This window comes from Ramlibacter tataouinensis (assembly GCF_027941915.1).
Taxonomy (GTDB): domain Bacteria; phylum Pseudomonadota; class Gammaproteobacteria; order Burkholderiales; family Burkholderiaceae_C; genus Ramlibacter; species Ramlibacter tataouinensis_C.
Window position 1 is genome coordinate 3747624 of record NZ_CP116009.1, and the last position, 25263, is coordinate 3772886.

27 protein-coding genes are annotated in these 25263 nt (G+C 71.5%); 11 read left to right on the forward strand and 16 right to left on the reverse strand.

Translation table 11 applies throughout. The features are described 5' to 3' along the window. Nucleotides 1–6 precede the first annotated feature (6 nt). Nucleotides 7–1149, reverse strand: a complete 1143-nt coding sequence (locus PE066_RS17995) for an acyl-CoA dehydrogenase family protein (protein ID WP_271233900.1) — start codon at nt 1147–1149, stop codon at nt 7–9. A 289-nt stretch (nt 1150–1438) separates the two neighbouring features. Here PE066_RS17995 and PE066_RS18000 point away from each other — a divergent pair, with 289 nt between their 5' ends. From PE066_RS18000 to PE066_RS18015, 4 genes are all read left to right on the forward strand, one after another. After that, nucleotides 1439–3214: a TetR family transcriptional regulator gene (locus PE066_RS18000; RefSeq protein WP_271233901.1), complete on the forward strand. Its 1776-nt coding sequence runs from the start codon at nt 1439–1441 to the stop codon at nt 3212–3214. A gap of 17 nt (nt 3215–3231) precedes the next feature. Beyond that, entirely contained in the window at nt 3232–4326 is a 1095-nt protein-coding gene (locus PE066_RS18005) for a hypothetical protein (protein WP_271233902.1), read from the forward strand. A gap of 11 nt (nt 4327–4337) precedes the next feature. Continuing rightward, nucleotides 4338–5531 carry a CaiB/BaiF CoA transferase family protein gene (locus PE066_RS18010; RefSeq protein ID WP_271233903.1) on the forward strand — a complete coding sequence of 398 codons (1194 nt, stop codon included), beginning with the start codon at nt 4338–4340 and terminating at the stop codon, nt 5529–5531. Between the two features lie 116 nt (nt 5532–5647). Continuing rightward, nucleotides 5648–6589, forward strand: coding sequence for a Bug family tripartite tricarboxylate transporter substrate binding protein (locus PE066_RS18015; protein ID WP_271233904.1), 942 nt, complete (start codon nt 5648–5650; stop codon nt 6587–6589). Nucleotides 6590–6897: 308 nt separating this feature from the next. Here PE066_RS18015 and PE066_RS18020 read toward each other — a convergent pair whose 3' ends face one another. The 8 genes from PE066_RS18020 to PE066_RS18055 all read right to left on the reverse strand — a co-directional run bounded on the left by PE066_RS18020 (nt 6898) and on the right by PE066_RS18055 (nt 12589). Further along, the gene (locus PE066_RS18020; protein ID WP_271233905.1) at nt 6898–7431 is read right to left on the reverse strand and encodes a hypothetical protein; all 534 of its coding nucleotides are present in this window, start codon (nt 7429–7431) and stop codon (nt 6898–6900) included. A gap of 67 nt (nt 7432–7498) precedes the next feature. Continuing rightward, nucleotides 7499–7855, reverse strand: a complete 357-nt coding sequence (locus PE066_RS18025; protein WP_271233906.1) for a copper-binding protein — start codon at nt 7853–7855, stop codon at nt 7499–7501. After that, nucleotides 7852–8343 (reverse strand): DUF411 domain-containing protein, encoded by a 492-nt coding sequence (locus tag PE066_RS18030; protein WP_271233907.1) that lies wholly within the window; start codon nt 8341–8343, stop codon nt 7852–7854. The genes PE066_RS18025 and PE066_RS18030 overlap by 4 nt, the downstream gene beginning before the upstream one ends. Continuing rightward, on the reverse strand, nt 8340–8849 hold the full coding sequence (locus PE066_RS18035) for a cupredoxin domain-containing protein (protein WP_271233908.1): 510 nt from the start codon (nt 8847–8849) through the stop codon (nt 8340–8342). Before PE066_RS18035 ends, PE066_RS18030 begins: the two co-directional genes overlap by 4 nt. A 19-nt stretch (nt 8850–8868) precedes the next feature. Continuing rightward, the gene (locus PE066_RS18040; protein ID WP_271233909.1) at nt 8869–10299 is read right to left on the reverse strand and encodes a multicopper oxidase family protein; all 1431 of its coding nucleotides are present in this window, start codon (nt 10297–10299) and stop codon (nt 8869–8871) included. Nucleotides 10300–10310: 11 nt separating this feature from the next. Then, complete coding sequence (locus tag PE066_RS18045; protein WP_271233910.1) at nt 10311–11732, reverse strand: TolC family protein; 1422 nt, start codon at nt 11730–11732, stop codon at nt 10311–10313. Between the two features lie 10 nt (nt 11733–11742). Next, nucleotides 11743–12081, reverse strand: coding sequence for a hypothetical protein (locus PE066_RS18050; RefSeq protein ID WP_271233911.1), 339 nt, complete (start codon nt 12079–12081; stop codon nt 11743–11745). A 91-nt stretch (nt 12082–12172) separates the two neighbouring features. Next, the gene (locus PE066_RS18055) at nt 12173–12589 is read right to left on the reverse strand and encodes a hypothetical protein (protein ID WP_271233912.1); all 417 of its coding nucleotides are present in this window, start codon (nt 12587–12589) and stop codon (nt 12173–12175) included. 122 nt (nt 12590–12711) lie between these two features. Here PE066_RS18055 and PE066_RS18060 point away from each other — a divergent pair, with 122 nt between their 5' ends. Together PE066_RS18060 and PE066_RS18065 are read left to right on the forward strand one after the other, a co-directional pair. Further along, a complete protein-coding gene (locus PE066_RS18060; RefSeq protein ID WP_271233913.1) occupies nt 12712–15522 on the forward strand; it encodes a beta-phosphoglucomutase family hydrolase in 2811 nt (936 codons plus the stop codon). Continuing rightward, nucleotides 15519–16400, forward strand: a complete 882-nt coding sequence (locus PE066_RS18065; RefSeq protein ID WP_271233914.1) for a universal stress protein — start codon at nt 15519–15521, stop codon at nt 16398–16400. Before PE066_RS18060 ends, PE066_RS18065 begins: the two co-directional genes overlap by 4 nt. A 90-nt stretch (nt 16401–16490) precedes the next feature. Here PE066_RS18065 and pdxH read toward each other — a convergent pair whose 3' ends face one another. Continuing rightward, nucleotides 16491–17138 carry a pyridoxamine 5'-phosphate oxidase gene (gene pdxH / locus PE066_RS18070; RefSeq protein ID WP_271233915.1) on the reverse strand — a complete coding sequence of 216 codons (648 nt, stop codon included), beginning with the start codon at nt 17136–17138 and terminating at the stop codon, nt 16491–16493. Between the two features lie 84 nt (nt 17139–17222). Between pdxH and PE066_RS18075 the strand changes: the two genes are divergently transcribed. The 4 genes from PE066_RS18075 (at nt 17223) to PE066_RS18090 (ending at nt 19449) form a co-directional block, all read left to right on the forward strand. Next, nucleotides 17223–17450, forward strand: a complete 228-nt coding sequence (locus PE066_RS18075) for an SHOCT domain-containing protein (RefSeq protein ID WP_271233916.1) — start codon at nt 17223–17225, stop codon at nt 17448–17450. 123 nt (nt 17451–17573) lie between these two features. After that, nucleotides 17574–18392: a dioxygenase family protein gene (locus PE066_RS18080; protein ID WP_271233917.1), complete on the forward strand. Its 819-nt coding sequence runs from the start codon at nt 17574–17576 to the stop codon at nt 18390–18392. Then, nucleotides 18389–19009 (forward strand): esterase, encoded by a 621-nt coding sequence (gene ypfH / locus PE066_RS18085; protein WP_271233918.1) that lies wholly within the window; start codon nt 18389–18391, stop codon nt 19007–19009. The genes PE066_RS18080 and ypfH overlap by 4 nt, the downstream gene beginning before the upstream one ends. Beyond that, complete coding sequence (locus PE066_RS18090; RefSeq protein ID WP_271233919.1) at nt 19006–19449, forward strand: hypothetical protein; 444 nt, start codon at nt 19006–19008, stop codon at nt 19447–19449. The genes ypfH and PE066_RS18090 overlap by 4 nt, the downstream gene beginning before the upstream one ends. A 34-nt stretch (nt 19450–19483) precedes the next feature. Here PE066_RS18090 and PE066_RS18095 read toward each other — a convergent pair whose 3' ends face one another. From PE066_RS18095 to PE066_RS18115, 5 genes are all read right to left on the reverse strand, one after another. Beyond that, the gene (locus PE066_RS18095; RefSeq protein ID WP_271233920.1) at nt 19484–19834 is read right to left on the reverse strand and encodes a DUF3147 family protein; all 351 of its coding nucleotides are present in this window, start codon (nt 19832–19834) and stop codon (nt 19484–19486) included. A gap of 30 nt (nt 19835–19864) precedes the next feature. Then, entirely contained in the window at nt 19865–21100 is a 1236-nt protein-coding gene (gene chrA / locus PE066_RS18100; protein ID WP_271233921.1) for a chromate efflux transporter, read from the reverse strand. Between the two features lie 6 nt (nt 21101–21106). Beyond that, nucleotides 21107–21916 (reverse strand): 3-hydroxybutyrate dehydrogenase, encoded by an 810-nt coding sequence (locus tag PE066_RS18105; RefSeq protein WP_271233922.1) that lies wholly within the window; start codon nt 21914–21916, stop codon nt 21107–21109. After that, nucleotides 21913–23421, reverse strand: a complete 1509-nt coding sequence (locus PE066_RS18110) for a class I adenylate-forming enzyme family protein (protein WP_271233923.1) — start codon at nt 23419–23421, stop codon at nt 21913–21915. The genes PE066_RS18105 and PE066_RS18110 overlap by 4 nt, the downstream gene beginning before the upstream one ends. 83 nt (nt 23422–23504) lie before the next feature. Next, nucleotides 23505–24080, reverse strand: a complete 576-nt coding sequence (locus tag PE066_RS18115) for a LuxR C-terminal-related transcriptional regulator (RefSeq protein WP_271233924.1) — start codon at nt 24078–24080, stop codon at nt 23505–23507. Between the two features lie 66 nt (nt 24081–24146). On the opposite strand from PE066_RS18115, the gene PE066_RS18120 reads away from it, so the two are divergent. Next, complete coding sequence (locus PE066_RS18120) at nt 24147–24716, forward strand: nucleotidyltransferase family protein (RefSeq protein ID WP_271233925.1); 570 nt, start codon at nt 24147–24149, stop codon at nt 24714–24716. Here the strand turns inward: PE066_RS18120 and PE066_RS18125 are convergent. Further along, nucleotides 24700–25221, reverse strand: a complete 522-nt coding sequence (locus PE066_RS18125) for a superoxide dismutase family protein (protein ID WP_271233926.1) — start codon at nt 25219–25221, stop codon at nt 24700–24702. The two genes, PE066_RS18120 and PE066_RS18125, sit on opposite strands and share 17 nt — an antisense overlap. Nucleotides 25222–25263: the final 42 nt, after the last annotated feature.

The following is a 25263-nucleotide window of genomic DNA, read 5'->3' on the forward strand; positions in this document are numbered from 1 at the left end:
CCTCGCTTATGCCTGCGCCTGCTGCGAACCCGTGGCCAGGCTGACGCCGTTCTTCAGCACCTCCCGCGCCACGATCATCTTCTGCACTTCGGTGGCGCCCTCGTAGATGCGCAGCGCGCGGATCTCGCGATACAGGCTTTCCATGACGCCGCCCACCTGGACGCCCCTGGCACCAAACAACTGCAGGGCGGCATCGATCACTCGCTGCGCGCTTTCGGTGGCCGCCATCTTGGCCATGGCCGCTTCCCGGGTGGTGGGAAGTTGCAGCACATCGCGCCGCCATGCCGCGCGGTAGGTCAGCAATGCTGCAGCGTCGATGCGCGCCGCCATCGCGCCGATTCGGTCCTGGGTCACCGGCATGTCGCCCAGCAGCTCGTCGAACATCTGCCGCGAGCGGGCGTGCGCCAAGGCTTCGTCGAAAGCGCGCCGGGCAAAACCCAGCGCAGCCCCGGCCACCGACACGCGGAAAATGTCGAGCGTGCGCATCGCGAGCTTGAAGCCTTCGCCCGGCTTGCCCAGGAGGCGCGACGCCGGAAGCCGCATGTTCTCGAACCGCAGGGTCGCCAGCGGATGCGGAGCCATCACCTCGATGCGCTCCGCGATCGAGAAGCCCGGGTCGTCGGGGTACACGACGAAGGCGGAGATGCCACGCGTCTTCGGCCCCTCGCCGGTGCGCGCGAACAAGGTGTACACATCGGCGATGCCGCCGTTGGAAATCCAGGTCTTTTCGCCGTTCACCACATAGTGATCGCCGTCGCGTACGGCCGTACAGGTCATGGCGCCGACGTTGGAGCCGGCTTCCTTCTCCGACAGCGCAAAGGCAGGGATCAGCTCGCCCCGCGCCACCTTGGGAAGGATGGCCTGCTTGAATTCCTCGCTGCCCTCCAGCGCAATGGGTCCGCTGCCCAGGCCTTGCATGGCCAGCGAAAAGTCCGCCAGCCCACAGCGGTAGGCCAGGCCTTCGCGTGCCAGCGTCAAGCGGCGCGATTCGATGGCCGGGGAGAAGCCGCCGTAGGCACTGCTCACGCAGGCGCGCAGCAGGCCGGCGCGGCCGAGTTCGGAGACCAGGCGCCGGCACGAAGCATCGACATCGCGGTGATCGACGGCATCCAGTGCGCCCGAGTCGGCGAACTCGTCGACCGATTGCATGAACGCACTGTGTTCGGGGCCGAAGAACGGCCAGTCAAGCGGCTCTCGCCGGCCAAGAGGAGTGAAGCTATGAGGCATCTGTGAGGTGACGGAACGTCTCGGAAGAATGGCTACCTACGCGGTAGTATGTACCTGACGTACCACCGAGCGCAAGCCTTCCGGGGGGCTTCACTTCCGGCTTGACTCTTGCCGAAAGGTCTCTAAACTACCTGGTAGTATGTCGCCTACGCTGATATGGTCCCCCAACCTCGAGTCCGGCGCGGCCCGTTGCCAGGTCCTGGCCGCACGCGTGCCTGGCGCGCTGGATCCGGCGGCGGCCCTGCAATCGATGCGCGAAGCCGGGCTGCTAGTCAAGCTGCTGCCCTCCCGGTCGCACAAGAGGGGCGGCGGGGCTTCGTTCACCTCGCTGGTGGCAGCCCTGGAAGGTCTGGCCATGGGGGCCCCTCTGGCCGCAGCCGCGCTCGCGCAAGCCGTCATCGGCACGGTGCCCGTTGCGCAGCTGGGAAGCGCGCGCCAGAAGGCGGCCTCGCTCGATGCCCTGGTTCACGGCGACGGCGCGGCGCCTGTCCTGCTGCGCAACGCAGACGCGGGGGCGGACGAGGCGCCGATGAGGGTCGCCCTGCAGCAGGGCGACTGGCTCCTGGAAGGCGGCGGCCGCTGGGGCGCGGCGGGCGTCGAGGCACCCGCCTTCGTGGTTTTCGCAAGCCACCGTCAAGCCAATGGCGAGTCCGGGCAAGCGTCCGCGTTCATCATCCCGCGCTTTGCTGCCGGCGTATCGGTCCACGCGACGTCCGGGCCCGCGGGCATGGCCAGTGAAGGCACGCTCCAGATGCAAGTGCTCGCCGACGGCTCGCTGCTGCTGGGCCCGGCGGGACAGGCCGCCTCCGTCATGGCCGCGACGTTCGCGCTCGATCGCCTGGCCAGCGCGGCACAGGCCAGCGGCCTTGCAATCGCCGCGTACGAAGAGGCAAGCAAGACGCTCGGCCTGGCAGGGTCGGATGCGCAGGAGGCAGAGCGCAGTTCCCTCAAGCTCGCCCACTGCGCGACCGCCATCTCGGCTGCACGCATGATGCTCTATGAAGCCGCGCGCGCCGCCGATTCCGGCGAGGACATCCGGCTGGCCAGCGCGAAGGCGCTGCTCTGCGCCATGGAATGCGCCGAGCGCATGCTGAACCTGACAGTTCAGGTCGTAGGCGGCCATCCTTCGGTCGACGCGGCGCGCATGCATCAGTTCCTGGCGGCCCGCCGCCTGCAGCAGTCCGTCGCGGGCCCCGCGGAGCGCCAGGCCGCGCGGATCGCACGCGCCATCGTGCAGCCATCCATCTCTTCCAGAGGAGACGAACCTCTTATGCCCAAGGCCACCACAGAACCGCGCACGCCGGAGATGCCGGACCGCGTGTCGGAAATCCTTGATGCAGCTGCCGACGCCTTCGACCAGCAAGGCTACGACGCCACCACCCTCGACCACATCGGCGATGCGCTGGGCGTCACGAAGGGGAGCATCTACTACCACTACCGGAGCAAGGTCGAGCTGTTCGTCGCCGTCTACCGGCGCGTGATGGAGATGAACCTGGAAACCATCTCGCCCATCGCCGAGGACGAGGCGCTGCTCCCGCTGGAGCGGCTGTACCGCATGGCGCACGCCCATTCGCTGCAGGTCATGAAGCACCTTTCGTATCAACGGCTGGCGGTGCATGGCATCGAGGCGCAGCTGATGGGACGCGTCAACGAGGATCAGCGCGCCAAGCTCAACGAGGTGATCGTCCTGCGGGACCGTTACCAGGAAATCTTCGTGCGCGCCATCTCGCAGGCCGTCGAGGCAGGCGAGTTGCCGCAGCAGGACGCACGGATGGCGGTCAAGCCGCTGTTCGGAGCCCTGAACTGCACCACCATGTGGTACCAACCCCGTCCCGGGGAAACAGCGGCGGACCGCGAGCGCATCGGCGACCAGCTCGCAGGTTTTGCCATCTCCGGCCTGACGCAGTCCTATCGCAGCGACAACGTCCCCACTTCCCGCCCCACTGCCGCGCCACAGCGCGCACGCCGCAGCGCCAAGGCGCACTGACCGAGAAAAGATCCAGCATGCAAGCAAGAACCTTCCAGGAAGCCCCGCCTCCAGGCACCGCCCAGTGGGCCGCCGTGGCCAACTGGTACCACGCCTACTTCACCGGCTTGTTGATGACCATGGTGTCGCGCAAGGGCGCGCGCGAGGCGGCCGAGCTGACCTACCACATCTTCCGCCGCCAGCACCTCGAGCGCTTTCTCCCGGGGCTGGAGAAGCTGGGCCTCACGGGCCTGCCCCCGGCGGTGACGGCAGCGCGGTACCACTACCTGTCCAATGCCATCGGCGGCGTGCGGGTGGAGTACCTCGAGGAAACGCCCCAGAAGGTCTGGGTGCGCTACCCGCCGCCGCGCTGGGCCTGGCACGGCACTGCCATCTGCGCCATCCCCGGCGAGGTGTCGCGCGCGGTGCTGCGCGGCTGGCACGCGCACAACGGGGTGACGCTCGGGTCGCGCAGGCTCGGCTTCGTCTGCACCAAGCAGACCGTCGACGGCCAGCCGGGGCTCGAAGGCTACTACTGCGAATACGACCGCGACATCGAGCCCGACGAGCGCCTGCGCTTCGAGCGCGGCGTCGAGATGCCCGACGTCGATCCGGCCAGCATGCCGGTGCTGCCGACGGCCGACTGGCCGCAGGAGCGGCTGCAGAAGGCTCGCCGCAACTATGCGATGGAGTACGTGCGCACCGCCCTGCCCGAGCTCATCGCGCTGCACGGCCCGCACGAAGCCGAATACCTCGGCGGCATCACGGCGCGCCTGATCGGCATGCAGTTCTACAGCGAGACCGCCGCCGCATTCGGGGTTCCGGATCACGGCGATGCCGGCGACTTCGCCCGCTTCATGGTCATGCTGGCTCGAGCTCAGGGCGACAGCGCCGAGCTGGTCGAGAGCCCGCAGGGCGTCGGGGTGCGGCAGACGAGCTGGAAGCTGATGGCCGGCCTGCCTTCGCTGCACGGGGCGGCGTTCCAGATGTGGAACCAGCTCCTCGAAGGCGCGCTGTCGGCGCACAACCGCCGTCTCCAGCTCGAGCTGACGCGGCGGCGCGACCTGGGCGACGAGGCGTTCGAGTGGCGGATCGCGCGACGTCTGCGCGGCAGTCTCGCCTCCGCCAGCTGAAAGGTGCCGGCATGACCCAAAGCCTCACCGGGCTGACCGTGATCGATGCGTCGCGTGTGCTGGCCGGCCCCTACTGCGGGCAGATGCTCGGAGACCATGGCGCCCAGGTCATCAAGGTCGAGTCGCCCGAAGGCGACGAGACCCGCACGTTCGGGCCACCGGTTCGCGACGGCAGCGCCGCGTACTTCCATGCCCTCAATCGCAACAAGCGGGGCATCACGCTCGACATGAGCGGTCCGCAGGGCCGCGACGTCCTGTGGCGCCTTCTCGAAACAGCCGACGTGCTGATCGAGAATTTCAAGGCGAGCACCCTGCGCAACTGGGGCATCGAGGACCCATCGGAAATCTGCCGCCGCTTTCCGCGCCTCGTGCACTGCCGTATCACTGGCTTCGGGGACGATGGTCCGCTCGGCGGCCTGCCGGGCTATGACGCAGCGATCCAGGCCATGTCGGGCCTGATGAGCGTCAACGGCGCGAGCGAAGGCCCGCCGTTGCGCATGGGCGTCCCCGTCGTCGACCTTGCCACCGGCATGCAGGCGGCCATTGCGGTGCTCGCCGCTCTGCAGGAGCGCTCGCGGTCCGGCCTGGGCCAGATGTGCGACGTCGCGCTCTACGACTGCGCGCTCAGCGTGACGCATCCGCACCTGCCCAACTACGCCTGGAGCGGCAAGGAACCGAGCCGCTCCGGCAACGCGCATCCCAACATCGCGCCGTACGACGCCTTCGAGACCGCCACCTGCCCGGTCTACATCGCCGTCGGGAACGACCGCCAGTTCGCGATGCTCTGCACGCTGCTCGACTGCCCGGAAGTGGCTGCTGATCCACGCTTTCGCCGCAACGTCGACCGCATCGCCCATCGCGACGAGCTCCGGCAGGTGTTGAGCCGCCAGCTGACGCATCAGGATGGCCAGGCCGTGGCTTCGCGCCTGCACGAAGCGGGTGTGCCGGTCGCGCCCGTGCTCGGCATCGCGGACGTCGCCGCCTCGCCCCATGCCAAGCACCGCGAGATGTTTCTCGAACGCGATGGCTACAGGGGGACCGGCTTTCCCGTCAAGCTCAAGCGGACGCCGGCCACGCTGTCCAGGCTGCCGCCGGGCCGTGGCGAGCACACGCACGAAGTCCTGCGCGAGGCGGGCTTCAGCGGCGAGGAGATCCGAGAACTCGCTCGTTGCGGCGCGCTGGGAGCCGCGGCCGGCGAGCCCTAGCCTGGCGGTGCCGCCGGGCAGTTCCAGGCATCCGTAGAAGCCGCGCCAAGCGGCATGTCCAACCTTCCAATCAGGAGACCTCCGTGAAATTCAAGTTCCTTCATGTGGCGGCCGTGATGGCCTTCGCCGCCGCGGCAAGCACCCCGTCGCACGCCAGCGATGCCTATCCCAGCAAGCCGATCCGCATCGTCTCGCCCCACACGGCGGGATCGACGACCGAGACGTTCGGGCGCATGCTCACGACCGAGATGTCGGAGCTGCTGGGGCAGCAGATCATCGTCGACGCCAAGGGGGGCGCGGCCGGAACCACGGGGGCGCGGGAAGTCGCGCTCAGCAAGCCCGACGGCTACACGGGCCTGATGAACGCCTCGATCCAGGTGATGTACACGGGCATGTTCAAGTCCTTGTCCTTCGACCCGATCAAGGACTTCACCCCGGTTGGCGTCTTCGGCTTCGCACCGATGGTGGTGCTCGTCAACAGCGAGTCCAAGATCAGCAGCTTCGGCGACATGATCAACCGGGCACGCGCGAATCCCGGGAAGCTGTCTTTCGCATCCGGTGGCCTGGGATCGCTCCCGCACCTCGTGGGCGAGCTGGTCAACTTGAGCACCAGCACCAAGATGTCCCACGTCCCCTACAACGGGACCGGCCAGGCGCTCACCGACGTCGCCGGCGGCCACGTCGACGTGCTCTATGCGTCCGTCGCGAGTGCATTGCCCCTGGTCAAGAGCGGCAAGGTGCGCGCACTTGCCGTGACCTCGGCGCGGCGCATTGACCTGCTGCCGGACGTGCCGACCGTGGCCGAGTCCGGCATTCCCGGTTTCGACGTGACGTCGTGGTACGCGATGTGGGTGCCCAAGAACACGCCGCGCGACATCGTGGCCAAGCTGAACAAGGCGATGCGGGATGCGTCGAACCAACCGGCCGTCCAGCAGCGCATGAAGAGCAATGGCGTGATTGCCAGCAAGCTGACGGCCGACGAATTCGCGAAGTTCACGGCCAGCGAGAACGCCAAGTGGCTCGATGTCATGCGGCGCGCGAACGTCGAGCCGAACTGACGTCCCGCCAGGCGGCTTCCTCGCTTCCAGGACTTGCTTGCCCCGCAGCCTCTGGCAGGCGGCCTGGCGACTGACACCGGCGGCTTCGGCCGCCGGTGTCGTATTCGTCCTGGATGATCTGGACGGGCACGGCCGTGGTGAAGAAACGCGGGGCGATGGGGCAATGCGCGGCCGGTCTTGGCGCCGCCTGCGGGGAACTGGGCAGCAGGGTCAGCGCAGCCTGGCCCCGTTGCAGGCACCGCCGAAGGGTGACCGCCAGAAGGAGGGCCGGCCGCTGGCTTGCACGTGTTCCAGGGGAGGCTTTCGGTCTACCGGTCGGATGCGGCGGCCTCGCGGTCGACCATCATCTGCATCATCATTTCCATCATGGCCATGCGGCGTTCCATGGCGCCGTGCATGCCCATCATGCCCTGACCCATCATGCCGCCGCCCATGCCCGAGCCGCCGGGCGGCGAGGCGCTGTTGGCGGGCGGCATGCCGGGGGCAGCGGGCATGCCGGGGGCGGGTCCGCCCTGCATGCCCATGCCGCCGCCCATGCCCATGCCGCCCATCTGCGCCATCGTGTCCATGCCGGATTGCATCAACTTCAGGTGCTCGTCCATCAGGGCGCTGCGTTCGGCGGGCGTCTTAGCCGCCTGCAGGCGCGCGTGCATGTCCTGCATCTGCTTCATCTGCCCGGCGTAGCGGTCGGCCCCGGCCGGTCCGCCGGGCTGCGCGGGCGCTGCGGCGGACGGCGGCGCACCGCCGCCCGGATGGTGAGCGGAATGGTCGTCCTGGCCGACCTGGGCCGAGACGGCCGTGGCGGCGAAGGCCAGGACGAGGGGGAGAGCGCGGTACTTCATGACGACTCCTGCAGTGAATGGGCAGCAGGATCAGGCGCTGCCCGGGCCCGAACGGGAACAGGCACTGTCACGGCGCCGGCTCGATCGCCTGAACCGTGAAGCCGCCGTTGTCGCCGCGGCCGGCTACGAACCGGACCTTGTCGCCGACCTTGAGCTTGTCCAGCTGCTTCGGGTCGGTGGCCTTGAACACCATGGTCATGGGCGGCATGTCCAGGTTGCGGATCGGCCCGTGCTTGAGCGTGACCTTGCCGGCCGCCTTGTCGATCTTGCGGACCTCGCCCGCGCTCATGTCGGCCGCGGGCGCCGCCACGCTGCCGGCGGCCGCGTGCGCGTCATGGTTCGCGTGCGACGACGGCTGGGCGATCAGCGGGCCGGCCGCCAGACCGATGGCCGCCCCTGCGAGCAGGAGGTGGATGCGCTTCATGCCTTGTTCCCTTGGTAGTGCTGGTAGACCCTGGCGCCGCCGTCGCGGGTGAGCAGGACGACGTCGTAGGCATCGCGGCGGCCGCCGTAGGCCGGACCGTCCATGCCCGGCGAGCCGATCGGCATGCCGGGCACCGCCAGGCCGCGCGCCTGCGGCTTTTCCTTCAGCAGCCGGTGGACCTCGCGCGCCGGCACGTGGCCTTCGAGCGCATAGCCGCCGACCACCGCCGTGTGGCAGGAGCCGTACTTCATGTCGATGCCGAGCTGGGCGCGCACGCCGGTGTTGCCGGTCTCGTGCACCTTGACCGCGAAGCCGTTGGCCTGCATGTGCTCGACCCAGTCCTTGCAGCAGCCGCAGCTCGGGTCCTTCCAGACCTCCAGCGGGATGCCGGTCTTCTTCGGCTGGGCCTGCACGCCCGTGGCGGCGGCCGCCAGCGCGAGTCCGCCGACCAGCAGGCGACGGCGGGTGAGGGGGGAACGATGGCTCATCTCTTGGACTCCTTGCGTGCAATGACCTTGATCTTGCCGACCATGCCGGCCTGGTAGTGGCCGGGGATCAGGCATGCGAAATCGAACTCGCCGGGACGGTTGAAGTTCCACACGATCTCGCCGGATGCGCCGGCATTGACGTGGGTCATGTGCGGCTCGTCGTGCTCCATGCCGGGGTGCCTGGCCATCATTTCGGCGTGCGCGTCCAGGTCGGCCCGGGTGCCGATCACCAGCTCGTGCAGCACCTGGCCGTTGTTCTGCACCCGCAGCCGCACCGTCTCGCCCTCGCGCACCTCGATGCGTTCGGGCGTGAAGCGCATGGTGTCGGTCATGGCGATGTCGATGGTGCGACGCACCGCGGACGCAGCGCCGGCGATCCCCCAGGGCTTCTGCTCCTTGGCAACCGGCGCGTGATGCCGCGCGGCGTGGCCCGCGTTCCCGTGGGCCTGCGCACCCGCGGCCAGTGCCGCCAGCAACAAGGCCGCCATCCCGTTCGTGTACTTCATCGATCCGTCTTCCTTTCCATCAGTGATCGTGTCCGCCGTGCGGGTTCGCCGCCCCCGGCTTGCGCACCCGCACCTCGACGTCCTGCTTCCCGGCCGGCCGGTGCGGCGGCGCCGCACCGTTGCCGGCAGCCGGCGCCCGCGGCGAGGCCGGCAGGCTGCCGGTGAACTCCCAGGCCACGGTGCCAGCCGGGTGCTTGTACCAGTCCGGGTTTCGATAGTCGCCCGGCGGCTGCTCGCGCCGCACCTTCAGCACCGTGAACATACCGCCCATCTCCAGCGACCCGAACGGTCCCTGGCCGGCCATCATGGGCGCGGTGTTGTCCGGCAGCGGCATCTCCATCTCGGCCATGTCCGACATGCCGCGCTCGCCCATCACCATGTAGTCGGGGATCAGGTCGGTGATCTCCTTGACGACCTTGCGATGGTCGACGCCGATCATGGTGGGAACGCCGTGGCCCATGGCGTTCATGGTGTGGTGGCTTTTGTGGCAATGGAAGGCCCAGTCGCCTTCCTCGTCGGCGACGAACTCCAGCTGCCGCATCTGGCCGACCGCCACGTCGGTGGTCACCTCCGGCCAGCGCGCCGCCGGGGGCGTCGGGCCGCCATCGGTGCCGGTGACCGTGAACTCGTGTCCGTGCAGGTGCAGCGGGTGGTTGGTCATGGTCAGGTTGCCGGCGCGGATGCGCACCCGGTCGCCCTTGCGCACGTTCATCGAGGCGATCCCCGGAAAGATTCGGCTGTTGAAGGTGAACAGGTTGAAGTCCAGCATGGTCATCACCTTGGGTGTGTACGAGCCGGGCTCGATGTCGAAGGACGACATCAGGAACACGAAGTCGCGGTCCACCGGCTCGATCAGCGGGTGCCGGCCCTTCGGGTGGGTGACCCAGAAGCCCATCATGCCCATGGCCATCTGCACCATCTCGTCGGCGTGCGGGTGGTACATGAAGGTGCCGGGCCGGCGCGCCGTGAATTCGTAGACGAAGGTCTTGCCGGGCGGGATGGGCTTCTGCGTCAGCCCGACGACGCCGTCCATGCCGTTGGGCAGGCGCTGGCCGTGCCAGTGGATGGTGGTGTGCTCGGGCAGCTTGTTGGTCACGAAGATGCGCACCCGGTCGCCCTCGACCACTTCGATGGTGGGGCCCGGCGACTGGCCGTTGTAGCCCCACAGGTGGGCCTTGAAGCCGGGCGCCATCTCGCGCACTACCGGCTCGGCCACGAGGTGGAATTCCTTGACGCCGGCGTTCATGCGCCAGGGCAGGGTCCAGCCGTTGAGGGTGACGACGGGGTCGTAGGGGCGGCCGTTGGGCGGCGCCAGCGGCGGTGCGGTGTCCGGCTGGTCCTGGATGACGGGCTCCGGCAGGGCGGCCATGGCCACGCGGCTGACGGAGGCGGCGGCGACGGCACCCGTGATCGCGCCGGCGCCGGTGAGGAAGTGGCGTCTGCTGTTCATGGCGGGCGCGTTCAATGGGCGGCCGCTTCGCCGGTGGCGGCGGAGCGGAGGGGGGTGGCGGGCGCCGCGGCGAGCGGCTGGCCGATGAGGGAAGCCGACAGGGCGGCGTCGGCCAGCCAGAACGCCTGCTGGGCGTCGATGGCCGCCACGACGGCACCGACCTGCTCGCGGTGGTCGGCCAGCAGCTCGAACACGCCGATCAGCATGCCGTTGTAGCGCAGCACGTTCTCCTCGGAGATGGTCTTGCGCAGGGGCACGATCTCGTCGCGGTAGTGGCGGGCCCGGTCCCAGGCCGTGCGGTACGCCGAGTAGCCCTCGCGCAACTGCGAGGAGGCGGCCCGCACGGTGTCGTCGTGGCGGTGGGCGGCGGCCAGCGACTGCGCGTCCATGGCCGCGCGCCGGGCACCGCCCCAGTCGAACAGCGGCAGCCGGATGTCGGCTTCCCAGCCGCGCGCCGTGCGGCGGGAGCCGTCGGCGTTGTCGAACTGGGTGTCGCGCCGGATGCCGACTTCGGTGTCGACCAGTGCGGTGAGCAGATCCAGGCCTTGCGACCGCCCCGCGGCATCCAGTTGCAGCCGGGCCATGCGCACGTCCAGCCGCTGGTCGACCGCGGCAGCACTCACTTCAGCCGGCGTGCGCGGCTGCGCCGGCAGCTCCGGCAGGCGATCGGGCAGTCGGAGCTGGGCGGCCTGCGCATCGCTCAATCCGAGCCGGCGCACCAGCTCCTCCCGCGCGGCGGTCGCCGCGTGCTGCGCCGTGGCCAGTTGCGCCGTCGCGTCGGCATGGAACGCCTGCTGGCGCGCGCGCTGCAGCTTGCTGAAGTTGCCCGCCGCCTGCATGCGCCGCGCCAGTTCGGCGCTGGCCTGCGCGCTGCGGTTGACCTGGCCGGCGTAGTCCAGTTGCTGCTGCGCGGCCACGGCCCGCACCCAGGCTTGCCGCATTTGGCTCACCTGGTCCACCACGTCGCGGGTGAGCTGCAGCTGCGCCTGCGCCGACTGGTTGCGCGCCAGCGATGCGCGCTGCGGCAGGGTCAGCAGGTCCAGCAGCCCGAAGGACAGCAGGCGGCCGATCTCCAGCTCGCTGCCGGAACGAACGCGCTCGAAGCTGAACACCGGGTTGGCGATGCGGCCGCCCTGGGCAGCGGTTGCCAGGTCGCTCCAGCCCTGGGCTACGAGGGCCTGCAGGGCGGGACTGTTGGCCAGCGCGAGCTGAACCGCCTCGGCCTGGCCCAGCGGCTCGGCCAGCAGTTGCTGGGCCAGCCGTTCGCGGCGCTCCTGCTGCTGCGCCGTGCGGCTCAGCTCCAGCCGGCCCTGGGTGAAGCCGGCGGCGGTCTCGTTGGTCTGGCCGACGGCCTGGTCGATATCGACGGTGGCGCATCCGGCCAGCAGCGCGGCTGCCGCGAGGGCCGTGATCCGAAGGGAAGGAATCGGCATCGGCGGCGCCCTATCGATGGTGGCCGTGGCGGCCGTGCCCGCGCTCGTCCACCGGCGCGGGCTGCGCAGGCTTGCCGCCGGTATCGGCCGGGCCGGGCGCTGGCGCTGCGGCCGGCTGGGTTTCGCCACTCGCCTCCCGGGCGTAGGCCTTCCAGCCGCCGATGCGGCCGACCGTATCGTTGGCGGCCTTCCAGGACGCGACGGGTTGATCACCGAAGGGCTGGTAGCCCTCGAAGGCGGAGTGGTACGCCGGCGGCGGCGCCGGGGCGGGATCGGGCTGCGCGCCGGCGGGACCGGCGGCGCCGGCGGCCAGCAGGAGCGGCCACCAGGAAAAGACGGATGCGTGCATGAAGCCTCGCGCGAACGATGGGGACGCGTCGCCTGCGGCGGCAGGCAACGGACGAGCCTGGGCGGCCCGCACGCGGCGGGCGCCGTGGAGCTCAGGCGCGAGGTGGTTTGTCGGGGACGGGTGCGGGCCGGCTGGCCAGGCGCTGGAACGCCTCGGTCAGCGGCACATGGGGCGCGCCGGTGGGCGCGACCTGGCTCGGCTGGCTGGCAATGCCGAGGCCATGGCAGGCGGCGGAACAGAGGTTGCAGCTGTGGCCGGTGCCGTTCGACGCCAGCGGTGCCGCATCGGTGCCGGCGGCACCGTGGTGCGCACCGGCCGCGGACGCATGGGCATGGCGATGGCCATCACCCTCGACCGCTGCCGGCTGCCGATCGGCCGGGCCGGCCGCTGCCGCGCTCGCCGCACCGTGGTGCGCCGGCCCGCACAGCAGCGTGGTGGCCGCCGCGAAGCCCTGCAGGGGCAGCGCGGCCAGCAGCAGCCAGGCGAGCAGGATGCGGATGGCGGACATTCGGCAACGATTCTAGGGGTTGGGGTCTTGCATTATCGGCAGGCGATAACTTTGAACCTTGCCCCCGGGGCAAGGTCAAGTGGATTGCACAAGCGGCGTTCTTCTTCCCGCTGGGCTGACCGATGAGCCTGAGCTTCCGGGCCGCCATTTTCGACATGGATGGCGTCATCACGCGCACCGCCGGCCTGCATGCGGCGGCCTGGAAGGAGCTGTTCGACGACCTGCTGCGCCGCATGGCCCCGGATGGACAGGCCTGGCAGCCCTTCGACGAGCGCGCCGAATACCGCGCCCTTGTCGACGGCAAGCCCCGCCTGGAAGGCGTGCGGAGCTTCCTGCGGGCCCGCCAGCTCAGCCTGGCCGAAGCGGAGGTGGAGGAGCTGGCGCGGCGCAAGGACCTGCTTTTCTCGCGGCGCCTGCAGGAGCAGGGCGTCGAGACTTTCGACTCCACCATCGCCCTCGTGCGCGCACTGCGCGAGCGCGGCGTGAGGACCGGGGTGGTCACGTCGAGCCGGCACGGGCGGGAGATCCTCGGCATCGCCGGCATCGGGTCGCTGTTCGATGCACGGCTGGACGGCATCGACATCGGCGAGCTCGGGCTGGCCGGCAAGCCCGATCCCGACATGTTCCTGAAGTGCGCCGAAGCGCTCGGCACGGCGCCCGGGCGCACGCTCGTCTTCGAGGACGCGGTCGCCGGCGTCCAGGCCGGTCGCCGCGGCGGCTTCGGGCTGGTGGTGGGGATCGATCGGGGCGGCAATGCGGCCGCACTGGCCCGCGCGGGGGCGGATGTCGTCGTCCAGGACCTGGCCGGGCTGGACGCGGATCGCCTGGAGGCGGCGCTGCGCGCGCGCCAGCAGGAGATCGCCTGGCGCATCGAGCAGGAGGGCTTCGACGCCGCCCGCGAACGCCAGATGGAGAGCCTGTTCGCGGTGGGCAACGGCTACCTGGGCGTGCGCGGCGCGCTGGACATGCCGCCGCCCGGCTCGCAGTGCGACATGTTCATCGCGGGCATCTACGACCGCAAGCGTCCCGACCTGCCGTATTCGGAGACCGAGTTCCTGACGCCCGATCGCGACGACCTCTACGCGGAACTGGTGTCGGTGCCGTTCCCGTTCACTCTGGCGGCCGAGCTCGAGGGCGAGCCGCTGGCCTTCGGCGGGCCGCACGGGCGGGAACTGCGCCGGACGCTGGACCTGCGCACCGGCGTGCTGCACATCGAGGCGCTTTACGAGACGCCCGGCGGGCGCCGCACCGCCATCCGGACGCGCCGCTGCGCCTCGCTCGCCGATCCGCATTTGCTGCTGCAGGAAGCCGTCGCCAGCGGCGAGAACCACTGGGCCGCGGTGGCACTGGAGCCGGCGCTCGAGCCCCCGCAGACGGCAGCCCGCCATCCGCACGTGGAACGCATCGAGACAGCCAGCCTGCCGGATGCCCCGCTCGTGCGCTACCGGACCCTGGCGTCGGGCTTCGAGATCTGCCTGGCGTCGCGCACCTCGCGCGAGCCCCAGGGGCTGCGCCGGCGCATCGTCGTGTACACCAGCCGCGACACAGCGGATCCACGGGCGGCGGCGCTCGCGCACCTGCAGTCGCTGGAGGGGCAGGACTTCGAGGCGCTGTTCGACGCCCATGCGCAGGCCTGGGCGGAGTTCTGGCGCCGGGCCGACATCCGCGTGCCGGGCCGTCCATCCGTCGAGCAGGCGCTGCGCTTCGGCAGCTACCACCTGCGCCTGCCCGCCGGCGACGACCCGCGCGTGTCGATCGGCGCGCGCACGCTCACCGGCCGCGGCTACGAGGGGCACGTGTTCTGGGACACGGAGATCTTCATGCTGCCCTTCTTCCTGCACACCGAGCCCGGGCGGGCCCGCACGCTGCTGATGTACCGCCACCACACGCTCGAAGGGGCACGGCGGCGCGCACGCGAGCTCGGCTACCGCGGTGCCTGCTACGCCTGGGAGTCGACCGTCACGGGCGACGACGTCACGCCCAGCAAGATCGTGCTCAGGAGCAGCGGCAAGGAGATCCCGATCTTCACCGGCAGCCAGCAGGTGCATGTCACCGCCGACGTCGCCTACGCGGTGTGGCGCTACTGGGAAGCGACGCGGGACGAGGATTTCCTCAGCGGCCCCGGAGCGCAGATCCTGTTCGAGACGGCGCGCTTCTGGGCCAGCCGCATGGTGCCGGGCGAGCACCACCACCACATCCGCGGCGTGGTCGGGCCGGACGAATACCACCATGGCGTGAACGACAACGCGTACACCAACTGGATGGCCCGCTTCAACCTCGAGCAGGCCGCATGGGCCGCCCGGCGTTTCGGCCTGCACGAGGCCGAAGCGCAGGAGTGGAGCGGATTGGCCGGCTCCCTGTACTGCCCGGGCCCCGGCGCGGACGGCGTGATCGAGCAGTTCGAGGGCTTCTTTGCACTCGGGGACTATCCGCTGCCGAAGGAAGAGCGCCTGAAGGCGCCGATCAGCCGGTTGTTCGACTGGGAGGCGATCAACCGGCTCAAGCTGGTCAAGCAGGCCGACGTGCTGATGCTCCCGCTGCTGTTCCCCGACGCCTTCCCGCACGAGGTCGTGGCGGCGAACTACCGCTACTACGAGCCGTTGACGGACCACGGCAGCAGCCTGTCGCCCGGGGTCCATGCCGCCATCGCGGCGCGCATCGGCCTGCTGGAGGATGCGCAGCGCTACTGGGAGCAGAGCCTCTGGCTCGACCTGTCCAATGCGATGGACAACAGCATGCTGGGCGTGCACGCGGCCGCCATCGGCGGCACCTGGCAGGCCCTGGTGTTCGGTTTCCTGGGCGTGCGCTTCGCCGACGACGGCCCCCGGGTCGACCCGCTCGCCGGGCAGAGGCTGCCGGCGGGGTGGGACGGCGTGGAGGCGACGCTGGCCTGGCGCGGGCGCTCGCATCCTGTGAAGGTGGTACGACCATGAGAGGCTTCGACTCCGTCCTCCTGGCGCTCGATGGCTCGCCCGAGGCGGCCCGGGGCGCATCCTGTGCGCTGTGGCTCGCGGACGCGCTCGGCGCGACGCTGCACGTCGTGCATGCGACGCGGCATCCGCTGGCCGCGGCCGACGAACTCGCGCGCCTGCGCGTGCCCCATGCACGGGGCAGCCAGGTCGTCGTGCACCAGCTCCAGGGGGAGGCCGAACCGGCCATCCTCGAGGAGATCGAGGCCCATCGCATCGACCTGGTCGTGATGACCGCCCGGGGCGAGTCGGCCTCCGCGGATGCGCAGCCCGCCCGCGCGCTGGGCAGCGTCGTCCGGGCGGTCATCGAGCGCACCCGGGCGCCCGTCGTGCTGCTGCCGGCGCGCTATCGCGAACGCCTGCCCTGGACCTCGATGCTCGCGGCCGCCAGCGGCGAGGCCGCGGCGGACCAGGCCCTGGACACGGCGACGCGGCTGGCGGCGGCACTGCGCATCCGCGTCACGGTCGTGCATTCCGAGGATGGGCCGTCGGGGGCAGCGGGGGCGGCCCTGGGCTCGGCCTACGCGGATGCCCCGCACCACGAATACCCCCGGCGCCTGGACCAGCTCGTGGCGCGCGGCCTGGCGCGCTGCTCGGAGCAGGAAGCGGCTTGCGTCGATGACGTCCTGCTGTGCCGGGGCGAGCCGGCCGCCGTGCTGCTCGAGCAGGCCGCACGCCTGGACAGCAGCGTGCTGGCGCTCGGATGGCACGGCGCGCTGGGCGCCGGGCGCGCACCGGTCTTCAAGCGCCTGCTGGAGACATCGCAGCGCGCGCTGCTCCTCGTGCGCGGGAGCGAAGCGTCGGGCGCACGGCTGAAGGTCGGGAGCGAAATCGATGCCTGAGTGGGGCCTCCGGCACGACCCGGATCGACGTGCCGGGGTCCGGCTTGATCGCCGTCGTCGCAGCGGGATCGGGTGAAGCGGCCGGGCCGCTCAGGGCGCCAGCCGCTCGCGCAGCCAGCCGGGGCCGTCGGGGGTGTAGCGCAGCCGGTCGTGCAGCCGGCTCTTGCGGCCCTGCCAGAACTGCCATTCGTGCGGCACCAGCCGATAGCCGCCCCAGTGCGGCGGTCGCGGCGGGTTCAGCAGGAACTGGGCGCTGTACTTCGCGGCGTTGGCGACCAGCACGGCGCGGCTGGGAATCACCTCGCTTTGCGGGCTGGCCCAGGCGCCGATGCGCGAGTCGAGCGGCCGGCTGGCGAAATAGGCGTCGCTCTCGCCGGCGCTGGTCTTTTCCACCGTGCCTTCGATGCGCACCACGCGCTCGAGCTCGACCCAGTGGAACTGCAGCGCGGCGTAGGGGTTGCCGGCCAGCTCACGGCCCTTGCGGCTGTCGTAGTTCGTGTACCAGACGATGCCGCGCTCGTCGTAGCCCTTGATCAGCACGATGCGCGTGCTGGGCCGCAGGTCGCTGCCGACGGTGGCCAGCGTCATCGCGTTGGGCTCCGGGATCTCGGCGGCGATCGCCTCGTTCAGCCACTGCTCGAACTGGCGCAGCGGGTCGGCGTGGCTGGCTTCCTCGCTCAGCTCGGCGCGCTCGTAGCTCTTGCGCAGGTCGGCGAGGCGGCTGGAAGTGGTGCTCATGGGTGGATTGTCGCAGCGGCGGCGTGCCCGCATGGCCGATCGGAGCGCGTGATCGGACGGACAATGGGCGGCAAGGAGTTTTCCATGTGGCATTCGATGTGGGGCTGGGACGGCGGCTGGGGATTCTTCGGCCTGATGCACGTCCTGTGGTGGGTGCTGCTGATCGCCGCCGCCGTGGTCGTGGTGCGGGCACTGGCGGGCAGCGGCAGGCCCAGGCACGACAGCGCCCTGCAGATCCTGCGGGAACGCTTCGCCCGCGGCGAGATCGACGCGGCCGAGTTCGAGCAGCGCAGCAAGCAGTTGAAGGGTTAGCGCCAACGCCGGCAGCGCCTCCCACTGTTGCTGAAACAGCAATGCCGCATGGCGGGCCCGGCGGTTTTTCGCCGGATGGGCGGCGCCCAGAATGGAGCAACAAATCAAGAAGGAGCCCGCCCCATGACCACGATGCCCGCCCTGTTCGTTTCCCACGGCGCGCCCACCTTCGCGCTGGAGCCGGGTCTGGCCGGCGCGCAGCTGGGCGCGCTCGGGCGTGCCCTCGGCAAGCCGCGCGGCATCGTCATCGTCTCGCCGCACTGGATGACGCGCGGCGTCGAGGTCGGCGCCGCGCCGCAGCCCGCAACGATCCATGACTTCGGCGGATTCCCGCGGGCGCTCTACCAGCTGAGCTACCCGGCGCCGGGCAGCCCGGCCCTGGCTGCCCGCACGGCGGAGTTGCTCGGGGCGGCCGGCATGGGCCTGACCCTGGACCCTGAGCGCGGCCTGGACCACGGCGCCTGGGTGCCGCTGATGCACCTGTACCCGGAGGCCGACGTGCCGGTGCTGCAGGTGTCGCTGCCGCTCGGCGCCGGCAGCGCCGGCGCGTTCGCGCTCGGCCGCGCCCTCGCGCCGCTGGCGGACGAAGGCGTGCTGGTGGTCGGCTCCGGCAGCCTGACGCACAACCTGTACGAGTTCCGCATGGGCAGCGACCAGGGGGCGCCGTACGCGCGCGAGTTCGCGCTGTGGATCCGGCAGGCGGTGCGGGCCGGCGACCGCGACCGGCTGCTGCACGCGCTGCAGCAGGCACCCCACGCCGACCGCGCGCATCCGACCGACGAACATTTCCTGCCCCTGCTGGTGGCCCTGGGCGCTTCGCCCGAGGGTGCGCCGGCCACCGTGCTGGACGGCGGCATCCGCGACGGCGTGCTGGTGATGGAGTCGTACCTGTTCGGGCGCGAGGTCGAGCTCGCCCTGGCGGCGCCGGAGGTGGCGGCATGAACGACGCTTCCATCGTTGCCGCCCGGCCTCAGGGCCCCGCCACCGAACTGGTGCTGCTGTTCCATGGCGTCGGCGCCTCGGCCGCCAACCTGCTGCCGCTGGCCGAGTGGATCGCGGCGGCCCGGCCCGGGGCCTTCGTGGTCAGTGTCGATGCGCCGCAACCGTCCGGGCTGGGCGGCGGGCGCGAGTGGTTCTCGGTGCTGGGCGTGACCGAGGACAACCGCATGCCGCGGATCGACGCCGCCATGCCGCTGTTCCGCCAGGCGGTCGCCCACTGGCAGCGGGAAAGCGGCGCCGGGGCGGAGCGCACGACGCTGATCGGCTTCTCGCAGGGCTCGATCATGTCGCTGGAATCCACCCAGGACGGCGACCCGCTGGCCGCCCGCGTGGTCGCGCTGTCGGGCCGCTTCGCGCAGCCGCCGCGCCGCGCGCCGGCCGCCGTGCGCTTCCACTTCATCCACGGCGCCGACGACCCGGTGATCGCCGCGCGCTTCAGCGTGGAGGCGGCGCAGGCGCTGGAACGCCTGGGCGGCCGCGCCACCGTCGACGTGTTGCCCGGTCTGGCCCATGGCATCGATGCCCGCGCCGCCCAGCTCGCGGCCGGCTACCTGGCGTGACTGCGCGGCTGCTCATCGCCGGGAACGGCTACGTCCTGGCGCGCCGGGCCGATGGCGGCGGCTGGACCGAGCTGGCGCGCCTGGCCGGCGGCGCCGCGGCGCTGCTGCCCGCCGCCGGCCGCATCGGCGAGGCGCAGCTGGAAGCCGCCATCGAGCGGGCCGAGGACTGGCTGATGCCGCATGCCGCAGCGCTGCAAGGCCAGATCCTGGACGTGCACGACGAGACCGGGCGGCTGGCCGAGGGCTTGCAGTCGGCGGACTTGGCGGGCGCCCGCGAATGGAACACCGAGGCGTTGGAGGCCCTGTTCCTGCGCCTCGTCGATCGCACGCTCGGCCGCTTCGCCAGCCAGGCCGACGAGCCGGCCTTCATCGCGCACGTGCTGCTGCTGCGCGAGCTGGCGCACCACGGCAAGTTGGCCCGCGTGCGGCTGGCGGGCTGAAGCAGGAGCCCACCTTCGAAGCGCCAGCGGCGCCTCAGAGCAGCTCGATGCCGAAGCGGCGCAGCACCAGCACCGTCACGCCGAAGCTCGCCACCGTCACGACGGCCGATCCGCCGAGCGCACCCCAGAAGCCGAGGCGCCCGAGCAGGAACGGGAACAGCAGGAACATCGGCAAGGTCGGCAGCACGTACCAGAACGTGAACCAGGCGTGGTTGGCGATGGTGGAGCGGGGCTGGTCCTCGACGTGCAGCCAGATCAGGGTGAGCGTCGTCACCAGCGGCAGCGCGGCCAGCAGGGCGCCCAGCCGGTCGCTGCGCTTGGCCAGTTCGGACACGGCCACCACCAGGGCGGCCGTCACCAGGTACTTGAAGGTGAGCCAGAGCATTGTTGGCAGTCCGCTGGTGCAACCCCCCGATCAGCCCGGCAAGGCCCAGCCCGCCAGCGCGGCGAGCAGCACCACCAGCACCGGCGACAGCCGCGCGACCACCAGCAGCGCGAACGCCGCCAGCGCGATGGCGAAATCGGCCCGGGTGTGGATGGCGCTGGTCCACACCGGGTCGTACAGGGCCGCCAGCAGGATGCCGACCACGCCGGCGTTCACGCCCGCCATGGCCGCCTGCACCGCGTCGCGCTGGCGCAGGCGGTCCCAGAACGGCAGCGCGCCCACCAGCAGCAGGAAGGCCGGCACGAAGATCACGACCAGGAACACCAGCCCGCCCAGCCAGCCCGGCAATGGACCCGGCGTGACCGCGCCCAGGTAGGCCGCGAAGCTGAACAGCGGGCCGGGCACCGCCTGGGCGGCGCCGTAGCCGGCCAGGAAGTCCGACGACGAGACGGCACCGGTCGGCACCACCACCTCCTGCAGCAGCGGCAGCACCACGTGGCCGCCGCCGAACACCAGCGCGCCGGTGCGGTGGAAGCCGTCCACCAGCTGCCAGAACGGCGAGCCGGTGGCGGCGGCCAGCAGCGGCAGCCCGGCCAGCAGCAGCAACAGGGTCGCCAGCGCGGCGAAGCCGGCGGCGCGCGACACACCGAAGACGAGGTGCGCCGCGGGCGGCTGCTGCGGCAGCTTCAGCCACCACCCGCCCACCAGCCCGGCCAGGGCGATGGCGGCCAGCTGGCTCAACGCCGAAGGCAGCGCCAGCACCAGCAAGGCGGTGCCGACCGCCAGCCCGGCGCGCAGCCGGTCCGGGCACAGCGCCCGGGCCATCCCCCAGACCGCTTGCGCCACCACCGCGACCGCCGCCACCTTGAGGCCATGGACCCAGCCGCTTTCAGCCAGCTGCTGCCAGCGGGCGATGCCGTAGGCGAACGCGATCAGGGCCAGCGCCGACGGCAGCGTGAAACCGATCCACGCCATCAGTGCGCCCGCCCAGCCGGCGCGCGCCAGCCCCAGCGCCATGCCGACCTGGCTGCTGGCCGGCCCGGGCAGGAACTGGCACAGGGCCACCAGGTCGGAAAAGCCCCGGTCGTCCAGCCAGCGGCGGCGCTCGACGAACTCGGTGCGGAAGTAGCCCAGGTGCGCCACCGGCCCGCCGAACGAGGTCAGGCCCAGGCGGGTGAAGGCGCGCAGCACTTCGACGGCGCTGCCGCGAGCAACCGATGCCAGGGCGGGATCCGGCCCGCGCAGCTGGGCCTGGGGTGCTTCCATCCTGCGCTACTGCGCCGTCCAGCCGCCGTCCACCGGGATGGAGGCGCCGGTGAGGTTGTGCGCCGCCGGTTCGCACAGCCAGCAGACCACGCGCGCGATCTCCTGCGGCAGCGAGGTGCGCCCGCTGGGCTGCTTTTCGCGCAGCAGGTCGCGGATGGCGTCGTCGCGCGACGCTCCCAGCGCGGCGGCGCGCGCGTCGATCTGCGGCTGGATGATGGCGGTCTCGGTCCAGCCGGGGCAGACGCAGTTGACGGTGACGCCGCCGCTGGCGCGCAGGCCGGCGGCGGCGTACTCCAGCGCGGCGACCCGGCTCAGGCCGACCAGGCCGAACTTGGCGGCCACGTAGGGGGCCTTCTGCACGGAAGCGACGAGGCCGTGCACCGACGCGATGTTCACCACCCGGCCGTAGCCGGCTTCGGCCATGCGCGGCAGCAGCAGGCGCATGGTGTCGAACGCGGCCGACAGGTTGACGGCCAGGATGTCGTCCCACTTGGCGCGCGGCATCTGCGCCAGGGCGGCGGTGTGCTGGATGCCGGCGTTGTTGACCAGGATGTCGACGGCGCCGCCGGCCAGCGCGGCGTTGACCAGCGCCTCGACCTGGTCGGGCTGGCGCAGGTCGTGCGCGAAGGCATCGACCTGCGGCGCGCCGGCCTGCCGCAGCGCCGCGCGGGCCGCCTCCAGTTCGCCGGGCCGGGCCAGTCCGTGCAGCACGACGGCGGCGCCCTGCGCGGCCAGCGCCTCGGCGATGGCCAGGCCGATGCCCTGCACCGAACCGGTGACCAGGGCGCGACGGCCCTGCAAGTCGCTGGTGCTCATGCCGATTCCTCCTTCAGTTGCCGGCGCAGCTCGGTCTTGAGCACCTTGCCGTAGTTGTTCTTGGGCAGCGCGTCGGTGAACACGTAGCGCTTGGGCCGCTTGAAGCGGGCGATGTGCTGCAGGCAGACCGCGTCGAGCGCGGCCTCGTCCAGCGGGGTGCCGGGCTGCGGCACCACGAAGGCCACCACGATCTCGCCCCATTCGGGATCGGGCGCGCCGACCACCGAGGCCTCGGCCACGCCGGGCGCCGTCAGCAGCACTTCCTCGACCTCGCGCGGGTAGATGTTGGAGCCGCCGCTGATGATCATGTCCTTGCTGCGGTCGCGCAGGGTCAGGAAGCCGTCCTCGTCCAGGCTGCCCATGTCGCCGGTGAACAGCCAGCCGTCGCGGATGGCCGCTTCGGTCGCCTGCGGGTCGCGCCAGTAGCCGGCCATCACGGTGTCGCCGCGCACCAGCACCTCGCCGACCTCGCCGGCCGGCAGCGGCCCGCCCTCGGGGTCGGCCACGCGCACCTCCACCGGGGTCTGGGCGACGCCGACGGAAGCCACGCGCGCGGCATGGCGCGGGTGCGTTGTGTTCAGCAGGTGCCGCCGCGACAGCGCGGTGATCACCATCGGGCTTTCGCCCTGGCCGTAGATCTGCACGAAGCGCGGGCCCAGCACGCGCAGCGCGCGCTGCAGGTCCTGCACGTACATCGGCGCGCCGCCATACACGATGGTCTTGAATCCCTCGCCGGACAGGCCGTGGGCCTCGGCGTGGTCGACCAGGCGCTTGACCACCGTCGGCGCGGCGAACATCGTGAGGCGGCCGATGCGGCGCGCCAGCTCGAAGATCTCTTCCGGCTCGAAGCCGCCCGAGGCCGGCACCACGTGGCGCGCGCCGGCCACCATGTGCGGCAGCGCGTACAGGCCGGCGCCGTGCGACATCGGCGGCCCATAGACGATGGCGTCCTCCGGTTCGATCGGGTCGACGTCGCAGAAGTAGCCCATCGCCATGCACTGCAGGTTGCGGTGCGTGAGCATCACGCCCTTGGGCTTGCCGGTGGTGCCGCTGGTGTAGAACAGCCAGGCCAGGTCGGTCGGCGCGCAGCTGGCCAGCGGCAGGCCGACCGGGGCGGGCAGGGCGGCGTAGCCGGCGCCGTCGACGTCGATGCAGCGCTCGGCCTGCAGCCCGGCGCCGACATCGGCGGTGACGAAGGCCCAGCGCACGCCGGCGTGGTCGGCGATCCACTGCGCCTCGCGCAGGTGCAGCTTGGCGTTCATCGGCACCACGGCCAGCCCGGCCCACCAGCAGGCGTACAGCAGCTCCAGGTAAGCCGGGTGGTTGTGCATGAACAGGGCGACGCGGTCGCCGGGCACCAGGCCCTGCTCGAGCAGCCCGGCTGCGAGCCGCGCCACGTGGTCCGCCAGCGCGCCGTAGTCGCGGTGCAGGCGGTCACCCACGAAGACGGCGGGCCGGCGGGGATCCTGGCGCGCGATGCGGGCCAGCGCGTGGGCGAGGTTCATGGCGCGAACGATAGCCGCGCGGGCGCCGCAAGGCCATAGCGTAGAAACACTTCAGCCCGCCCGGCCGGGGTCGGCGGGCCGCTTCAGGAGGGCGCGGAACCCAGCAGGCGAGCCACCAGTTCGCGCTGGCTTCCAGCCGCCAGCTTCTTCATCAGGCGCGCGCGGTGCGCCTCGACCGTGCGCGGGCTGATGCCGAGCGAGCGCCCGATCTGCTTGCTGGTGGCGCCGGTGACGATCTGCCGGGCGATCTCGCGCTCGCGCGAGGTCAGCGGGCCGGCGACCGGGCGGAGCGGCGACAGGTCCTCGAACATCCACACCGCGCGGGCGAAGGGCTGCGCGCGATCGACGGCCTTGCCGGCCACGTGGCACCAGAACAGCGACCCGTCGCGCCGGCGCATGATCCGGTCGTCGCTGTAGGTGCCGCAGGCCTCCATCACCGGCCGGCCGATGCTGCCGATGTGCTCGAACTCCGCGTGCGACGGATAGAGCGGCTCCAGCGGCTGGCCCAGCAGCTCGCCCGGCGCATAGCCGAACATCGTGCCGAAGGCCGGGTTGCACAGCACCACGCTGCGGTGCTCGGTGACGCAGATGCCCACCGGGGACAGGTCGAAGGCCAGTTGCAGGGCGTCGGCCTGGCCGACCGGGGAGAGCTTGTCCATGGCGCTGCGGATTGTGCCGGCGCGGCCGGTTGTCGCACGGTGCGCGGGCCCGCTACAGTGGCCCGGATGAACCAAGCCGCCGCCGATCCCGTGGTGCTGGTGCTCGCCTCCGGACGCGGCGAGCGCTTCCTGGCCTCCGGCGGCTCGGGCAACAAGCTGCAGGCCTTGCTGGCCGGCAAGCCGGTGCTGCAGTGGACGATGGAGGCGGTGCGCGCCAGCGGGCTGCCGTTCCATGTCGAGGACGCCGGGCATCCGGGCATGGGCGATTCGATCGCGGCGGCGGTGCGCGCCACGCGCGCGGCGCGGGGAGGCTGGCTGGTGCTGCCGGGCGACCTGCCGCTGGTGCGGCCGCAGACGCTGCGCGCGGTGGCGCAGGCGCTGGCCGGCGGCGCCGAGGTCGTGGTGCCGACGTTCCGCGGCGAACGCGGGCACCCGGTCGGGTTTGCCGGCGCCTGCGGCGACGCGCTCGCCGCCCTGTCGGGGCCGAAAGGCGCGGCCGCCGTCGTGCAGGCTCACCGCGTCACGGAACTGCCGGTGGACGACCGCGGCATCGTGGTGGACATCGACACCGTGCAGGCGCTGGCCGAGGCGCAGCGGAAACTGGAATCCGGCCCCGATTTCAGGCGGGCCGGATGACGGCGCAGGCCAGCCGCGGCCCGGCGTTGCCGGTCGGCTGGGTGGTGTAGTCGTCGGGATCGCGGTGCACGATCAGGCCCTTGCCGACGATGTCGGCGGGGCCGCTGCCGAGGGCGATGCTGCGGCTCTCGAAGCTGATGCGGGCCACGCCGGCGGCGTCGGCGCGCAGGCTGGGCAGGTCGCCCACGTGGTGGGCGCCGCTGCCGTGGCGGCCGTGCGGCGCGCCCGCCGGGTTGAAGTGGCCGCCGGCACTCATGCCGTCGCCGCTGGAGCAGTCGCCCTTCTCGTGCACGTGGAAGCCGTGCTCGGTGTTGGGCTTGAGGCCGCGCACTTCGCCGCTGACCCGCACCAGGTCGCCCGCGCGCGCGAAGCGCACCTGGCCGCTGGCGGTGTTGCCGGTGGTCGGCGCCAGGTTGGCGACGGCCGGGGGGCCCGGCGCCATCGTGCTGCACGCCGCCAGGGCGAGCGCGGCGGCCGCAGCCGCCAGGGTGTGGGGTTTGCGCATGGGCGGTCTCCTGAAAGCCTGGCCCACTGTACGTCGGCGGCG

Bases quoted from the DNA above. Each gene is read 5' to 3' on its own strand.
- pdxH (WP_271233915.1), bottom strand. From the start codon at position 17,138: ATGAGCACCACTTCCAGCCGCCTCGCCGACCTGCGCAAGAGCTACGAG.
- PE066_RS18040 (WP_271233909.1), bottom strand. From the start codon at position 10,299: ATGAACAGCAGACGCCACTTCCTCACCGGCGCCGGCGCGATCACGGGT.
- PE066_RS18065 (WP_271233914.1), top strand. From the start codon at position 15,519: ATGAGAGGCTTCGACTCCGTCCTCCTGGCGCTCGATGGCTCGCCCGAG.
- PE066_RS18035 (WP_271233908.1), bottom strand. From the start codon at position 8,849: ATGAAGTACACGAACGGGATGGCGGCCTTGTTGCTGGCGGCACTGGCC.
- PE066_RS18110 (WP_271233923.1), bottom strand. From the start codon at position 23,421: ATGAACCTCGCCCACGCGCTGGCCCGCATCGCGCGCCAGGATCCCCGC.
- PE066_RS18025 (WP_271233906.1), bottom strand. From the start codon at position 7,855: ATGAAGCGCATCCACCTCCTGCTCGCAGGGGCGGCCATCGGTCTGGCG.
- PE066_RS18125 (WP_271233926.1), bottom strand. From the start codon at position 25,221: ATGCGCAAACCCCACACCCTGGCGGCTGCGGCCGCCGCGCTCGCCCTG.
- PE066_RS18015 (WP_271233904.1), top strand. From the start codon at position 5,648: ATGGCCTTCGCCGCCGCGGCAAGCACCCCGTCGCACGCCAGCGATGCC.
- PE066_RS18055 (WP_271233912.1), bottom strand. From the start codon at position 12,589: ATGTCCGCCATCCGCATCCTGCTCGCCTGGCTGCTGCTGGCCGCGCTG.
- PE066_RS18060 (WP_271233913.1), top strand. From the start codon at position 12,712: ATGAGCCTGAGCTTCCGGGCCGCCATTTTCGACATGGATGGCGTCATC.
- PE066_RS18075 (WP_271233916.1), top strand. From the start codon at position 17,223: ATGTGGCATTCGATGTGGGGCTGGGACGGCGGCTGGGGATTCTTCGGC.
- PE066_RS18080 (WP_271233917.1), top strand. From the start codon at position 17,574: ATGACCACGATGCCCGCCCTGTTCGTTTCCCACGGCGCGCCCACCTTC.
- PE066_RS18010 (WP_271233903.1), top strand. From the start codon at position 4,338: ATGACCCAAAGCCTCACCGGGCTGACCGTGATCGATGCGTCGCGTGTG.
- PE066_RS18115 (WP_271233924.1), bottom strand. From the start codon at position 24,080: ATGGACAAGCTCTCCCCGGTCGGCCAGGCCGACGCCCTGCAACTGGCC.
- PE066_RS18020 (WP_271233905.1), bottom strand. From the start codon at position 7,431: ATGAAGTACCGCGCTCTCCCCCTCGTCCTGGCCTTCGCCGCCACGGCC.
- PE066_RS18045 (WP_271233910.1), bottom strand. From the start codon at position 11,732: ATGCCGATTCCTTCCCTTCGGATCACGGCCCTCGCGGCAGCCGCGCTG.
- PE066_RS18050 (WP_271233911.1), bottom strand. From the start codon at position 12,081: ATGCACGCATCCGTCTTTTCCTGGTGGCCGCTCCTGCTGGCCGCCGGC.
- PE066_RS17995 (WP_271233900.1), bottom strand. From the start codon at position 1,149: ATGCAATCGGTCGACGAGTTCGCCGACTCGGGCGCACTGGATGCCGTC.
- PE066_RS18105 (WP_271233922.1), bottom strand. From the start codon at position 21,916: ATGAGCACCAGCGACTTGCAGGGCCGTCGCGCCCTGGTCACCGGTTCG.
- PE066_RS18030 (WP_271233907.1), bottom strand. From the start codon at position 8,343: ATGAGCCATCGTTCCCCCCTCACCCGCCGTCGCCTGCTGGTCGGCGGA.
- PE066_RS18095 (WP_271233920.1), bottom strand. From the start codon at position 19,834: ATGCTCTGGCTCACCTTCAAGTACCTGGTGACGGCCGCCCTGGTGGTG.
- chrA (WP_271233921.1), bottom strand. From the start codon at position 21,100: ATGGAAGCACCCCAGGCCCAGCTGCGCGGGCCGGATCCCGCCCTGGCA.
- PE066_RS18120 (WP_271233925.1), top strand. From the start codon at position 24,147: ATGAACCAAGCCGCCGCCGATCCCGTGGTGCTGGTGCTCGCCTCCGGA.
- ypfH (WP_271233918.1), top strand. From the start codon at position 18,389: ATGAACGACGCTTCCATCGTTGCCGCCCGGCCTCAGGGCCCCGCCACC.
- PE066_RS18005 (WP_271233902.1), top strand. From the start codon at position 3,232: ATGCAAGCAAGAACCTTCCAGGAAGCCCCGCCTCCAGGCACCGCCCAG.